This window comes from Acidisoma sp. 7E03, from assembly GCF_054665075.1.
This window is the reverse complement of record NZ_BAAFHE010000013.1, coordinates 91,690-104,275: the sequence shown is the minus strand read 5'-3', so window position 1 is coordinate 104,275 and position 12,586 is coordinate 91,690. Positions and strand designations below refer to the sequence as shown.

The following is a 12,586-nucleotide window of genomic DNA, read 5'->3' as shown; positions in this document are numbered from 1 at the left end:
CTCAGGCTCCCAGCAGTCGGCTGACCCAGGGCAGGCGCAACCCGTTCTCCAGCGCGGCGAGGCAGAGGCAGCCTTGCGGGTCGGCGATCGGCTGGTGCTCCCAGCTTTCATCCGCTTCGGCAATGTCGCCGGCTTGGTAGTGCCCGGTCTCGTCGGTGAAGGCGCCGGCCAGCACCTGGGTGAATTCGGCCCCGCCGTGGCTGTGGTGCAGCACGCGTCGGCCGCCGGCCACGCGCAACAGCATCGTCGTCTGATCGGGTGCCCAGGGCAGTTGCACCCGCGCATAGCGGATGCCGAGGCCGACCCAGAACCAGCGCCCGACGCGCGCGCCCTTGAGCGCCGCCGGCAGCCGCATCCCTTGCGGCAGGCGCGCCTGCGGCGGCGGGACCGGCTGAGGCAGGCGTTCTGCGGGCGCTTCGTCCAGCCGGCTCAGCACCTGATTGAAGGCGCGCTCGTCCAGTGGCTCGGGCGGCAGCGCGTCGAGCAGCGCACCGCCCACGGCTTCCAGTCGGCGCGCGGATGCTGTGCAGGCGGGGCAAGTTTCGAGATGCGCCGCGACGACGACGGCAAGGCCCGCAGGCAGGGTGCCTGCGGCGTAGCGCACCAGGGTCTCGTCGGTGACGTGATGGCTGATCATCCGGCATCCCCGAGAAGCAGGCGCAGCCGGGCGAGACCCAGGCGGATGCGGGATTTGACAGTGCCAAGCGGCAGGTTCAGCCGCTCGGCGATCGCCGAGTGGGGCAGTTCCGAAAAAAACGACAGTGACAAGATCGTTCGTTGTTCCTCAGTCAGCGTGGCGAGGGCGGCGCTCACGCGCTGGTCCCGCTCGGCGGCCAAAGCCACGGTTTCGGCGCAAGGCTCCAGGCCTTCTTCTTCAAGCGGCGGGGGCGGCAGATGGGCGATCCGCCGCAGATGATCGAGCCGCGCGTTGCGGGCGATGCCATAGATCCAGCTTGCCGGTGCGGCGCGCGACGGGTCGAATTGTTCGGCCTTGCGCCACAGGCGCAGCATGACCTCCTGCGTCAATTCCTCGGCGGCGGCGGCGCTCAGTGCGCTCTTCAACAGATAGGCTTTCACGCGGGGGGCGAAATGGCGGAACAGCAGGGCAAAAGCCTGCCGGTCCTTGTGGTCGGCCACGCGCCGAATGAGCGCCGCTTGCGTCTCCACGGTGGGAGGTGCAGCCTCCGCCGCGCTCACCGGCGACAAGGCCCGCGTGCGCAGCGGGCGGGGAAGGGGGTCAGGGACATTCACGCACCTTACTACGCGGCCTCGTGGATGTCGGATCACAAGGCGATCCGGCAAGTGGCTTTTTTGACGCGTGGGTGATCCACCCCGATACACGCCCCGTAAGATGCAGAGAAACAACGAGGGCGACATGGTGAGCGAAGGCAGCGGGCAGCGGCGCATCGCCGTCATTGGCGCCGGTATCGCCGGGCTCTCTGCGGCCTGGCTACTGGCGCAGCGCCATGACGTGACGCTCTACGAAAAGGAACCGCGCCTCGGCGGCCACAGCCACACGGTGGAGGCCGAAGGCATCCCCGTCGATACCGGCTTCATCGTCTATAACGAGCCGGCCTATCCCAACCTCACCGCGCTCTTCCATCATCTCGACGTGCCGACGCATCCGAGCGACATGTCCTTCTCGGTCTCGCTCGACGGGGGTGCCCTGGAATATGCGGGCAGCGACCTCGCCGGGCTTTTCGCGCAGAAGCGGAACCTCGTGAATTTCCGCTTCTACGCCATGCTGCGGGACCTGTTGCGCTTCTATCGGGAAGCGCCAGCCGCGGCACGAGGGACGGAGATGCCCTTGCGGGATCTTCTGCGGGCCGGCCGCTATGGCCGTGCCTTCATCGAGGATCACCTCTATCCGATGATCGCCGCCGTCTGGTCCTGCCCCACCGCACAAGCCGGGGATTTGCCGGCCGCCGCCTTCATTCGCTTCTGCGAGAACCACGGCCTGCTCAAGATCGCCGGCCGGCCGGTATGGCGCACCGTCCAGGGCGGATCGCGTGAGTATGTCCGGCGGCTGCGCGCGGCCTTCGCCGGCACGGTGCGCATCGCCTGCGGCGCAGTGCGCGTGCAGCGACAGGCGGCCGGCGTGCTGGTGCGGGATGCAGGCAGAGACAGCGCACTCTTCGACGACGTGGTGCTGGCCTGCCACGCGGATACCGCGCTGCAGCTTCTGGCGGACCCGCGGGAGGATGAGCGACGGACGCTCGGCGCCTTCCGCTACACGTGCAACGAAGCCTGGCTGCACCGCGACCGGGCCTTCATGCCCAGCCGCCGGGCGGCCTGGGCCTCGTGGAACTATCTCGGCCGGCGCGGCGGCGGCGGCGATGTTTCGGTGACCTATTGGATGAACCGGCTGCAGCCGCTGGCGACGGAGCGGGATCTGTTCGTCACGCTCAATCCCGATCGGCCGCCGCGGGACGCTCTTCTGCATCAGAGCTATGAGCATCCGGTCTTCGACGTGGCGGCGCTGCGCGCGCAGCAGGCGCTCTGGTCGCTCCAGGGCGCCGATCGGCTGTGGTTCTGCGGGGCCTATTTCGGTGCGGGCTTTCATGAGGATGGGCTGCAGGCTGGGCTTGCGGTCGCCGAAGCGCTGGGCGGTGTGCGCCGGCCCTGGCAGGTGGCCTCTGAATCCGGCCGCATCCATCTGCCCGCCCAGGGTCGGCAAGCGGCATGAACGCCCTCTACCGCACCTTGGTGACGCATACGCGCCTTCGGCCCCGCCGCCATCATCTGCGCTATGCCGTCTCCTATCTCCTGCTCGATCTCGCGCAGCTGCCGCGGCTTCGTCTCCTCGCGCGCGGCGGCTTCGGCCTCTTCAGCCTGCGCCTGCGGGATTATGGGGACGGTTCGGGCGACGTGCTCGGCTATGTGCGGGGCGAGCTCGCGCGCGCCGGCATGGCGCAGGCCGGCGCCTCCGTCTCGCTGCTGACCGTGCCGCGCTTCCTCGGCTATGCCTTCAATCCGCTCAGCCTCTATTTCTGCCGCGACGCCGCGGGCCGCCTCGGCGCCATTCTCTACGAGGTGAACAATACCTTCGGCCAAAGGCACAGCTATTTGGTACCGGTGACGGATGGCACGGATGGCGGGTTGATCCGGCAATCCTGCGCCAAAGCCTTCTTCGTCTCGCCCTTCATGGAGATGGGGCTGCGCTACCGCTTCTCGGTGCATCCGCCGGATGACTCGCTTGGCCTGCACATCGCGGTGGAGGATGAGAGCGGCGTCGTTCTGCGCGCCACCATGGCGGGCCGCCGCGCGGCACTCACCGATGCGGCCTTGCTACGCATGGCCTGCACCATGCCCTTCCTCGGCTTCAAGATCATTGGCGCCATCCATTGGGAGGCGCTCAAACTATGGTCCAAGGGTCTGCGGCTGCGCCGCTGCCCACCGCCCCCCGCGCAAGCCGTGACCATCGCTGCGCCCGAGACGGAGTCTGTCGCATGAGCCAGGTCGGACAGTATCCTTCGGAGCTTCACCTTCCCGCGCGCCGCTCCGGGCGCTGGCAGCTTGCTCTCCTGCGCCGCGCCGTCCGCAGCCTGCGCTACGGCCGGCTCACCTGCGTGACTCCAGACGGCCAGATCATCGACCAGACGGCGCCGCATCCGGGCCCCGAGGCGACGCTGGTGCTGCACCGCTGGCGTGCGCTCCGCAGCCTCATTCTGACTGGCGACGAAGCCTTCGCCGACAGCTATCTGCGGGGTGATTGGTCAAGCCCGGATCTCACGGCTTTTCTCACCCTGGCCGCGCAGAATTTCGACAGGCGCTACGCGACACCTTGGCCGCTGCGGCTGCTGCGGCGCCTGCGTCACCGGCTGAACGCCAATACACGCGCCGGCGCGCGGCGCAACATCATGGCGCATTACGACCTCGGGAATGATTTCTACGCGGCCTGGCTCGACCCCAGCATGCTCTATTCTTCCGCCCTGTATGAAACTGCCTCGGAAAGCCTGGAGGCCGCGCAGGCGCGCAAGCTCGCGACCATCGCGGAGTGGCTGGATGTCGAACCTGGCCAGCAGGTGCTGGAAATCGGCGGCGGCTGGGGCGCGCTCGCCATGCGGCTCGGCCGCCTCGGCGCGAAAGTTACGGCACTCACGATCTCCCCGGCCCAGCATGCCCATGCAGAGGCTGCCGTGGCCGCCGCCGGTCTCGACGCCGAGGTGCAGGTGGCGCTTCGCGACTATCGCGAGGAGACGGGGCAGTATGACCGCATCGTCTCCATCGAAATGATGGAAGCGGTCGGCGAGGCCTATTGGCCGAGTTACTTCGCCACTTTGCGGTCCTGCCTCAAGCCGGGCGGCCGTGCGCTACTGCAGGTCATCACCATCGAGGCGGCGCGGTTCGCCAATTATCGCGAGAGCCCCGATTTCATCCAGCGCCACATCTTCCCCGGCGGCATGCTGCCGGCCAAAGCGCACATCGCGAAAGCGGCGCAGGCGGCAGGGCTCGTTCCCGGGCGCGTGCGTCATTTCGGCGAAAGCTATGCGCTCACGCTCGCCGCCTGGCGCATCCGCTTCCTCGCCGCCTGGCCGAAGCTCACGGCCATGGGCTTCGATGAGCGTTTCCGCCGTCTCTGGCTCTTCTATCTCTGCTACTGCGAGGCCGGGTTCCGCACCGGCGCGATCGACGTCGGCCTGTACGAACTGCACGGTTGAGGACCCACCCACATGTTGGCCATCGTCACCACCTATGCCGCGAGCCTCGTCGTCTTCCTCGGGCTCGATGCGGTCTGGCTCAGCCTGATGGGACCGCGGCTCTACAAGCCGCTGCTGCGCGGATTGCTGGCAGAGACCGTCAATCCGGTCCCTGCGGTGGTCTTCTACCTGATCTATATCGCCGGAATCCTGGTCCTCGCCATCGCGCCCTGGTCGGGCTCACCGAAGCTCGGCCCCGTCGTCGCGCGTGGTGCGGTGCTCGGCCTGGTTGCTTACGCCACCTATGATCTGACGAACCAGGCGACGCTCAAGAACTGGCCGACGGTCATCACGCTTTCCGATCTGTGCTGGGGCGCCATCGTCACCGCGGCCGCCGCCGGCGCCGGCTGCCTGGCCTGGAAGTGGATCACCGGCTGAGGGTACGCCTTCCCTGAGCGGCGGCGCGCGGGTGTGGCGCGTGCCTCACGCCGGCGCCGCCGGCTCGAAATAGTCGGGCATCCGCTCCACGAGACAGGGCAGGGAGGACAGCATCTCGCCAAGATGCTGTCGCATCCAGTCCTCCGCGGCCTCGGCGTCCCGCGCCGCCAGCGCATCCACGATCGCCACGTGCTGGGCAAAGAGCCGCGCCACCGGTGTTGCATCCGCAAGGCTCAGATAGCGCACCCGGTCCATCTGCTGCTTGATGGTCTGCAGACTATGCCAGACGGCTTCATGGCCGATGGCGGCGGCGAAGCTCCGGTGCAGCGCATCGTCAAGCCCCAGGAAGGCGGCATGGTCGCCGCGCGCTATCGCCTCTTCCTGCGCCGTCAGAAGGCCGCGCATCTGGGCGATCGTCTCCGGCGTCGCCATGGTCGCGGCGGCGCGGATGATGGCCCGCTCCGCCGCCTCGCGCAGGAAGCGGGCCGATGAAACCTGAGAGACCGAGATTCGCGTCACCACCGTGCCGCGCTGCGGCAGGACGCGGACGAGCCCGGTTTCTGCCAGCCGGATCAGTGCCTCGCGCACCGGCTGACGGCTGACGCCGAGCTGTGCCGAGACCTCGTTCTCGGACAGGCGCGCGCCCGGTGGCAGCAGGTTGGTGATGATGCGGCGTTCCAGGATGTGCCGCACTTGCACGCCCACCGGTGTGCCGGGGGCTAGGGTTTCATCCATGTCGGTCCTCTCGAAGAGGTTTTGGCCCAAGACGGGGCGGCGCGCCACGGCAGCTTGACCCCGCCGGGCGGCCGTGTCTTGCTACCGAACTGGTATGGTAGTTCGCAAGGGCACGTCAGATCGCCCGGCGGGGGAGGGTCGATGGAAGAAACCTGGCGCTGGTTCGGCCCGCAAGATGCCGTGACGCTCGCGCAGGTGGCGCAGACCGGCGCCACCGGCATCGTGACCGCCTTGCACGACATTCCTTATGGCGCCGTTTGGTCCGTCGAGGCGATTGCGGAGCGGCAGGCGCAGATCGTGAAGGCCGGTCTCGGCCTGCACTGGCGCGTGGTGGAGAGCCTGCCGGTGCATGAGGACATTCGGCACGGCAGCGGCGATCTCAACCGGCTATTCGGCGCCTATCGGGATTCGCTCCGCAACCTCGCGCGCCAGGGCCTGCGCACGATCTGCTACAATTTCATGCCGGTGCTGGACTGGACGCGCACGGAGCTGCGCGCGCCGCTGCCGCGTGGCGGCAATGCGCTCCGCTTCAACGCGCACCAGATGGCGGCCTTCGATTGTCTGATGCTGCAGCGGCCGGGCTCGGAGGCGGAATACACGCCGGCCGTGATGGCGCAAGCGCGGGCCTGGTTCGCGAGTGCGGGGGAAAGCGAGCGCGCAACCCTCCTCGGCGCCATCATGGCGGGCCTTCCTGGCGCCTATGATCGCTACGACGTCGCGGGCCTCCGCCGCATGCTGGCCCGCTACGAAGGTGTCGACCGCGCGGCGCTCCGGGCCAATCTGCTGCGTTTCCTCCGTGAAGTGGTGCCCGTGGCCGAGGAGTTCGGCCTGCGGCTGTGCATCCATCCGGACGATCCGCCGCGGCCGCTCTTTGGCCTGCCCCGCGTCGTCTCCTCCGAGGACGACATCGCCTTCATTCTGGATGGCGTGCCGAGCCCGGCCAATGGTCTGACGCTCTGCACCGGCTCGCTCGGCGCGGGGCCTGCCAACGATCTGCCGGCGATCGCGCGGCGCTTCGCCGACCGCACCTGGTTCGCCCATCTCCGTAACGTTCGCAACGAGCCCGATGGCTCCTTCATGGAAGCTGATCACCTCGGCGGCGATGTGCCGATGGTGCCGGTCATCGCCGCTCTGATGGAGGCCGGCGCCCGCCGCCGGGCCGCCGGAGATCCGGACTGGGCCATTCCGATGCGCGCCGACCATGGGCATGAATTGCTCGACGACATCGGCAAGCCGACCTTCCCGGGCTATCCCGTCATCGGCCGGCTGCGGGGGCTCGCCGAGCTAAGGGGCGTGATGACGGCGGTGGCGGCGTTGAAGGACTATCCTCTGGTGCGGGCTGCATGAGCCCGAACCAGAGGGCATCTCATAAGAATATCAGGGAGGCTCCATGACCCAGGATGACGCCTTGACGCCGCACGAGTTGCGGCGCCTGTCGGACCAGGCAACACAGACCCTGCTCAACAAGCCGGGCACGCTGTCCAGCACGCAAGGTGGCTGGATGATGATCGCGACGATCCTCATCGAAGCCTGGGATCTCTATGCCATTGCCTTCGTGCTCATCTTCATCAAGACCGATCTGCACCCCACGGCGGCGGAGACCGGCCTTGCCATGGCGGCGGTGCAGGGCGGTGCGCTGATCGGCGCCTTCCTCGGCGGCATGGTGGCGGATCGCTTCGGACGCAAGAAGGTCTTCATCGGCACGATGGTGCTGTTCATCGTTCTCGCGCTGGCGCAAGCCTTCGTCCAGAGCATCTGGCAGCTCGTGCTGGTGCGCTTCCTGCTCGGCATCCCGCTCGGCAGCGACATCTCCAACGGCTATGCCTATATCATGGAGTCCATGTCCCGCGGCAAGCGCGAGGAGATGGGCAGCCGCTGGCAGTTCATGTTCGGCGTGGGCGAGGTGGTCTCCATCCTCGTCGTCACCTTCCTCTACGTCATCGGCATCGATCATGCGGTGCTGTGGCGGCTTGCGCTGGCGCTCGGGGCCGTGCCCGCGGTCATCCTGCTGATCGGACGGCTCAACCTGCCGGAAACGCCGCTCTCCCTTCTGCAGCGCGGCAAGTTCGTGCAGGCCAAGGCCGTGTCGAAGCAGCTCTTCGATGATCCGCTGGAGATCCTGCCCGATCGGGACGTGACGCTGCCCAAGCCCAAGATCGGCGACTTCCTGAAGGTGATCTGGGCCGATCCCATCAAGCGCCGCGCCACCATCTTCGGCTGGATCTCCAATGCCTGCCAGGGGGCGGAGTTCACAGCCTGGGGCTTCTACCTGCCCGTCATCCTCGTGCTCAGCGGCGTCGGCGTCTCGCATGGCGGCAACGTGACCGGCACGAACATCGTGACCGCGCTGATCTTCTGCCTCGCCACCGTCTCGGGCTATGTCGCGCCGCTCATGCTGCCGAAGATCGGCCATCGCGGGGTCGCGCAATGGGGCTTCGGCCTTGCCTTTTGCGGCCTCATCCTCGGCGGCTTCGCCATCCAGTATGACGTGAAGATCCTCATCGTCGTCGGCGCCTGCATCCTCATGTGGGGCCACTACTGGGATGCGTCGAACGGCATGACCATCGTCTCGATGGTGGCGCCCACGCGCTTCCGGGCCACCGCCTCGGGCTTCGGCTATGTCTTCGTCAAGGCGGCGTCCTTCTTCGGCGCCTTCGTCTTCCCCGTGGTGAGCGCGCATTTCGGCAAGGCCGGCGCCACCTTCGTGGTCTCCATCCTCTCTCTCATCGGCTTCCTAGCGGCGAAGTTCATCCTGCCGGAGGTCTATGGCTATGTGGATACGGAGGATGCGGCGGCCGAGGCCGGCGCCACGACGGCCGCCATCGGCCGGGCGGCGGAGGTGAAGGGGGTGTAGTCGCGGCCTGGCAGGACGGAGCGAGACGCCCATGCGCTCGTGGTCGGTTGCCTGGCTTACGGCTCTCCTGCTCCTGCGGATCGGCCCGGCGGATGCGCAAGCCTTGCGCCATCCGCTGGCCCAGGCCGGCTCCTGGGCGGTGGTGGTGCAGGACCCGGCTGCGGGCGTGCTGGGCGGCTGCATGATCGTGGCGCCGGCCGCCGCCGTCGCCATTCGCAGCGATGCGCGTGGCTATGCCCTGATGGTCGCCAATGCCCATTGGGATTTGCCGAAGGCGATGCAGGGCACGCTTCGCCTCACGCTGGGCGCGCAACAGGCAGCTTTTCCGGTGGTCAGGGCCAGTGCCAATACCGCGCTTGCGCCCATCGACGCGGCGTCTCTCCCGTCGCTGCTCGCGGCCATGCTTCAGGCCTCTGCACTGACGGTGACGATCTTCCCTGGCATGCCGGTGCATGTCCCGCTCTCGGGCTTCGCGACCGTGCTGCCGGCCTTCCGGCATTGCGCCGGGATGCACGGATGATGCTGTGATCCGACCGCGGTCGGTGAACGACGGACCGATAGGCGGGGCCGCCGTCCACCGGCCAGGTTACTGGGTGACGCCCGACATCTTGGCGGTCTGCACCACGGTGTCGGCCATCTGCTTGCAGAGGGCGGCGACCGTCGTCTTCTGCGTCTCCGCTGCGCTCGCCAGCGTCAGGGTGTTACCGTTCACCGAAACGGTGCCCTGCTTGCCGAGTGCCTCCGCATCATCGGTATTGCTGCTGGAGCCCGGCAGCTTGGTCATCAGTGCCTTCTGGGCGGCAACCGCCGCACCATCCGTGTTCCCCTGCGCTTGGCAGTATTCGAGCACGCCGAGTTGGTTCGCCGCGGCCTTGTGCAGCATGTCGATCTGGTCGGCCGTTGGGGTTGCCTGGGCGAAAGCACTGCCGGCACAGCCGATCGACAGACCGAGCGCAAGAAGACCAATCCGATAGCCCATCGTCTCTCCTCCTTTTTTCGTGAGGTACGCCGAGTCCCCTCATGGGGCTCACGAAACTGCGACCTCCTCCAGGAGGAACTGGTTTGACGATCCAAATCGTCAAGTTGTGAAGTTGATGACAGTATTGAAGCGGCGCCGAAGGAGCCGCGTTATTTTTTGACGTATCTACCGCACCATGCGACCTGGTTTAATCGTGTGCTCGGGAGCCACGCCTTTGGGGGGGGCTGTCAGGCCGAGGAATACCATCATCGCCTGGTTCAACCGCGGAAGGTCTGTGACGCAGCGGAGGGTGAGAAGGGTTGCGCCTTTCGTAAAGCCCCTCCGCAGCATGAGGAGGGGCCACCGACACGGAAATTCTTAAGGCGCCGGGCTACCGTGGATCTGGAAGAGGGCGTTGATGCGCGTCTCCAACTCCGATGAGATGGTCACGGCCTCGGAGTCCAAAGCCACCTTCAGCTGCTCCAGCGAAGTCGCGCCTATGATGTTGGAGGTGACGAAGGGTCGGGTGGTGACGAAGGCGAGGCTGAGCGTCGTCACATCCATCCCGAATTCGGCGGCGAGTGCCATATAGGCGTCGATCGCCTCCTCCACGCCCGGTTTCTCGTAGCGCTGGCCGCGCTCGAAAAGCGTGGTGCGGGCGCCGGGTGGGCGGGCGCCCTTCTGGTATTTGCCCGTGAGATAGCCTTGGCCCAGCGGTGAATAGGCCAGCAGCCCGACATCCTCGCGCATGCCGATTTCGGCAAGCCCGGTCTCGTAGGTGCGATTGACCAGGTTATAGGCGTTCTGGATGGAGACGACGCGCGGCCCGTGCCCGGCCTCGGCGGCCGCCAGGAACTTCATCGTCCCCCAGGCGGTTTCGTTGGAGAGGCCGATGTGGCGGATCTTACCCTCCGTCACCAGTTCCTGCAGCGCGCCAAGCGTCTCCTCGAAGGGCACGGAATCGCCGAGACCGAGGTCCCGGTAGTTGTTGCCCTCATTGCCGAACAACGCCACCGGCCTGTCCGGCCAATGCAGCTGGTAGAGGTCGATGTAATCCGTCTGCAGCCGCGTCAGCGAGCCTTCGATGGCGTGGCGGATATTGGCGCGGTCCAGCCGTGTCGGCTGGCCGTCCGGCCGCAAATAGCTGTTGCCGCGCCCGGCTACTTTGGAGGCGAGGATGATACGGTCGCGGTTGCCGCGGCTCTTGAACCAGTTGCCGATGATCCGCTCGGTCGAGCCTTGCGTCTCCGCCTTCGGCGGGATCGAATAGATCTCGGCGGTATCGAAGAAGTTGATGCCGTAATCCAGCGCCATGTCCATCTGGGCATGGCCCTCGGCCTCGGTATTCTGCTGGCCCCAGGTCATGGTGCCGAGGCAAATGGCCGACACGCGCAAATCCGTGCGGCCCAGCGAGCGGTATTCCGCCACGGGCTGATCCTTATGAATTGTCGTTGGCAGGTCGTCAGAGAAAACCCGGCGCCGGAAGGCGCCGGGTGCAGCGGGAAGGTAACGCGTCAGGCGGAGGCGGAAAAGCCCTCGCCCCGCAGATCCTGGGTGATCGCGGCCAGCGCCTTTTCCACGGCTTCCAGCACCTCGTCGATCTCGGATTTGGTGATGATGAGGGGTGGGGAGAAGGCGAGGCCATCACCCGGCAGGGGCCGGCCGATCACGCCGAAGCCTTCCAGATGTTTCGCGGTGCGTGCCGCCACCCGGCGGGACGGGTCGAAGTTCTGGTGCGTCGTCTTGTTCTCCACCAGTTCGATGGCCGCGATCAGCCCGGTGCCGCGCACCTCGCCCACCAGCGGGTGCTCGGCGAAGCGGCGGCGCAGCTCCGCCTGCATATAGGGGCCGACCTCGCGCACATGATCAAGGATGTTCAGCTCGTCGTAGATCTTCAGCGTCTCCACGGCGACGGCGGCCGCCACCGGATGGCCTGAATAGGTGTAGCCATGGCCGAAGGTGCCGAGCTTGTGGCTTTCATCCGAGATCGCGTCATAGACCTTGGCATTCACTAGAACGGCGCTGATCGGCAGATAGGCGGCGGACAGCGCCTTGGCGCAGGTCAGGATGTCGGGCTCCACGGACAGCGTCTGGCAGCCCCAGTAGTTACCGGTGCGGCCGAAACCGCAGATCACTTCGTCGGCGACCAGAAGAATGTCGTACTTCTTCAGCACTGCCTGGATTTTCGGGAAGTAGCTCGTGGGCGGGATGAGCACGCCGCCCGCGCCCATGATGGGCTCGGCGAACATCGCGGCGATGGTCTCCGGCCCTTCGGCGAGGATCAGCTTCTCCAACTCTTCGGCGCAGCGGCTGGCGAACTGTTCCTCGGTCTCGCCCGGCTCGGCGCCGTGGTAGAAATGCGGCGTCATCGTATGCAGGATGCCGGCGATCGGCAGGTCGAAGGACTTGTGGTTGTAGGGCAGGCCGGTGAGCGAGGCGGAGGCCACCGTCACCCCGTGATAGGCCTTGATGCGGCTGATGATCTTCTTCTTCTGCGGCAGGCCGCGGGCGTTGTTGTAGTACCAGATCATCTTTACCGCGGTATCGTTCGCTTCCGATCCCGAGTTGCAGAAAAAGACCCGGCTCATCGGCACCGGCGCGCGGGCCAGCAGCATCTCCGACAGCTCGATCATCGGCTCATGCGATTTGGAGGCGAAGGCGTGGTAGAAGGGGAGCGCCCGCATCTGCTTTTCGGCCGCCTTCACAAGGCGCTCGTTGGAGAAGCCGAGGGCCGCGCACCACAGCCCGGCCACCACGTCGATATAGGATTTGCCGGCGTCGTCCGTTACCCGCACGCCCTGGCCGCCCGCGATGACCACCGGCCCGTTCTCGGCATGGGCCACCTGGTCCGTATAGGGGTGGAAGACGCTTGCCACGTCGCGCGCCGCGAGGGAATTGAGCCGGGAAGGTGGGGTCATGGTCGGGTGCTCCACGAAGATGTTCCTCCCATGATGAGCCGGT

13 protein-coding genes are annotated in these 12,586 nt (G+C 66.8%); 7 read left to right on the top strand and 6 right to left on the bottom strand.

Annotated features, from left to right (window positions below):
• Nucleotide 1: 1 nt before the first annotated feature.
• Together ACYQ6W_RS18855 and ACYQ6W_RS18850 are read right to left on the bottom strand one after the other, a co-directional pair.
• A complete protein-coding gene (locus ACYQ6W_RS18855) occupies nucleotides 2-637 on the bottom strand; it encodes a ChrR family anti-sigma-E factor (RefSeq protein WP_459677500.1) in 636 nt (211 codons plus the stop codon).
• Nucleotides 634-1,251, bottom strand: coding sequence for a sigma-70 family RNA polymerase sigma factor (locus ACYQ6W_RS18850; protein ID WP_459677498.1), 618 nt, complete (start codon nucleotides 1,249-1,251; stop codon nucleotides 634-636). The genes ACYQ6W_RS18855 and ACYQ6W_RS18850 overlap by 4 nt, the downstream gene beginning before the upstream one ends.
• Before the next feature lie 100 nt (nucleotides 1,252-1,351).
• On the opposite strand from ACYQ6W_RS18850, the gene ACYQ6W_RS18845 reads away from it, so the two are divergent.
• The 4 genes from ACYQ6W_RS18845 to ACYQ6W_RS18830 are packed head-to-tail and all read left to right on the top strand — an operon-like array spanning nucleotide 1,352 to nucleotide 5,078.
• Nucleotides 1,352-2,686: an NAD(P)/FAD-dependent oxidoreductase gene (locus ACYQ6W_RS18845; RefSeq protein ID WP_459677497.1), complete on the top strand. Its 1,335-nt coding sequence runs from the start codon at nucleotides 1,352-1,354 to the stop codon at nucleotides 2,684-2,686.
• Nucleotides 2,683-3,453, top strand: a complete 771-nt coding sequence (locus ACYQ6W_RS18840; protein WP_459677495.1) for a DUF1365 domain-containing protein — start codon at nucleotides 2,683-2,685, stop codon at nucleotides 3,451-3,453. Before ACYQ6W_RS18845 ends, ACYQ6W_RS18840 begins: the two co-directional genes overlap by 4 nt.
• Nucleotides 3,450-4,661 carry a class I SAM-dependent methyltransferase gene (locus ACYQ6W_RS18835; protein WP_459677493.1) on the top strand — a complete coding sequence of 404 codons (1,212 nt, stop codon included), beginning with the start codon at nucleotides 3,450-3,452 and terminating at the stop codon, nucleotides 4,659-4,661. The genes ACYQ6W_RS18840 and ACYQ6W_RS18835 overlap by 4 nt, the downstream gene beginning before the upstream one ends.
• 12 nt (nucleotides 4,662-4,673) lie before the next feature.
• Complete coding sequence (locus ACYQ6W_RS18830; protein ID WP_459677492.1) at nucleotides 4,674-5,078, top strand: DUF2177 family protein; 405 nt, start codon at nucleotides 4,674-4,676, stop codon at nucleotides 5,076-5,078.
• Between the two features lie 45 nt (nucleotides 5,079-5,123).
• On the opposite strand, the gene ACYQ6W_RS18825 is transcribed toward ACYQ6W_RS18830, so the two are convergent.
• Nucleotides 5,124-5,813 carry a GntR family transcriptional regulator gene (locus ACYQ6W_RS18825; RefSeq protein WP_459677490.1) on the bottom strand — a complete coding sequence of 230 codons (690 nt, stop codon included), beginning with the start codon at nucleotides 5,811-5,813 and terminating at the stop codon, nucleotides 5,124-5,126.
• 141 nt (nucleotides 5,814-5,954) lie between these two features.
• Between ACYQ6W_RS18825 and uxuA the strand changes: the two genes are divergently transcribed.
• The 3 genes from uxuA to ACYQ6W_RS18810 are packed head-to-tail and all read left to right on the top strand — an operon-like array spanning nucleotide 5,955 to nucleotide 9,187.
• The gene (uxuA, locus tag ACYQ6W_RS18820; protein ID WP_459677488.1) at nucleotides 5,955-7,160 is read left to right on the top strand and encodes a mannonate dehydratase; all 1,206 of its coding nucleotides are present in this window, start codon (nucleotides 5,955-5,957) and stop codon (nucleotides 7,158-7,160) included.
• Nucleotides 7,161-7,203: 43 nt separating this feature from the next.
• On the top strand, nucleotides 7,204-8,667 hold the full coding sequence (locus ACYQ6W_RS18815; RefSeq protein ID WP_459677487.1) for an MFS transporter: 1,464 nt from the start codon (nucleotides 7,204-7,206) through the stop codon (nucleotides 8,665-8,667).
• A gap of 31 nt (nucleotides 8,668-8,698) precedes the next feature.
• The gene (locus ACYQ6W_RS18810; protein ID WP_459677486.1) at nucleotides 8,699-9,187 is read left to right on the top strand and encodes a hypothetical protein; all 489 of its coding nucleotides are present in this window, start codon (nucleotides 8,699-8,701) and stop codon (nucleotides 9,185-9,187) included.
• A gap of 66 nt (nucleotides 9,188-9,253) precedes the next feature.
• On the opposite strand, the gene ACYQ6W_RS18805 is transcribed toward ACYQ6W_RS18810, so the two are convergent.
• The 3 genes from ACYQ6W_RS18805 to ACYQ6W_RS18795 form a co-directional block, all read right to left on the bottom strand.
• Nucleotides 9,254-9,646: a hypothetical protein gene (locus tag ACYQ6W_RS18805; RefSeq protein WP_459677485.1), complete on the bottom strand. Its 393-nt coding sequence runs from the start codon at nucleotides 9,644-9,646 to the stop codon at nucleotides 9,254-9,256.
• A 357-nt stretch (nucleotides 9,647-10,003) separates the two neighbouring features.
• Nucleotides 10,004-11,053, bottom strand: a complete 1,050-nt coding sequence (locus ACYQ6W_RS18800; protein ID WP_459677484.1) for an aldo/keto reductase — start codon at nucleotides 11,051-11,053, stop codon at nucleotides 10,004-10,006.
• An 86-nt stretch (nucleotides 11,054-11,139) separates the two neighbouring features.
• The gene (locus ACYQ6W_RS18795; protein WP_459677483.1) at nucleotides 11,140-12,543 is read right to left on the bottom strand and encodes an aspartate aminotransferase family protein; all 1,404 of its coding nucleotides are present in this window, start codon (nucleotides 12,541-12,543) and stop codon (nucleotides 11,140-11,142) included.
• Nucleotides 12,544-12,586 lie beyond the last annotated feature (43 nt).

Excerpts from the sequence above, each read along its gene's own strand:
- ACYQ6W_RS18845 (WP_459677497.1), top strand. The coding sequence starts at position 1,352 with ATGCAGAGAAACAACGAGGGCGACATGGTGAGCGAAGGCAGCGGGCAG.
- ACYQ6W_RS18830 (WP_459677492.1), top strand. The coding sequence starts at position 4,674 with ATGTTGGCCATCGTCACCACCTATGCCGCGAGCCTCGTCGTCTTCCTC.
- ACYQ6W_RS18810 (WP_459677486.1), top strand. The coding sequence starts at position 8,699 with ATGCGCTCGTGGTCGGTTGCCTGGCTTACGGCTCTCCTGCTCCTGCGG.
- ACYQ6W_RS18840 (WP_459677495.1), top strand. The coding sequence starts at position 2,683 with ATGAACGCCCTCTACCGCACCTTGGTGACGCATACGCGCCTTCGGCCC.
- ACYQ6W_RS18855 (WP_459677500.1), bottom strand. The coding sequence starts at position 637 with ATGATCAGCCATCACGTCACCGACGAGACCCTGGTGCGCTACGCCGCA.
- ACYQ6W_RS18835 (WP_459677493.1), top strand. The coding sequence starts at position 3,450 with ATGAGCCAGGTCGGACAGTATCCTTCGGAGCTTCACCTTCCCGCGCGC.
- ACYQ6W_RS18825 (WP_459677490.1), bottom strand. The coding sequence starts at position 5,813 with ATGGATGAAACCCTAGCCCCCGGCACACCGGTGGGCGTGCAAGTGCGG.
- ACYQ6W_RS18795 (WP_459677483.1), bottom strand. The coding sequence starts at position 12,543 with ATGACCCCACCTTCCCGGCTCAATTCCCTCGCGGCGCGCGACGTGGCA.
- ACYQ6W_RS18815 (WP_459677487.1), top strand. The coding sequence starts at position 7,204 with ATGACCCAGGATGACGCCTTGACGCCGCACGAGTTGCGGCGCCTGTCG.
- uxuA (WP_459677488.1), top strand. The coding sequence starts at position 5,955 with ATGGAAGAAACCTGGCGCTGGTTCGGCCCGCAAGATGCCGTGACGCTC.
- ACYQ6W_RS18805 (WP_459677485.1), bottom strand. The coding sequence starts at position 9,646 with ATGGGCTATCGGATTGGTCTTCTTGCGCTCGGTCTGTCGATCGGCTGT.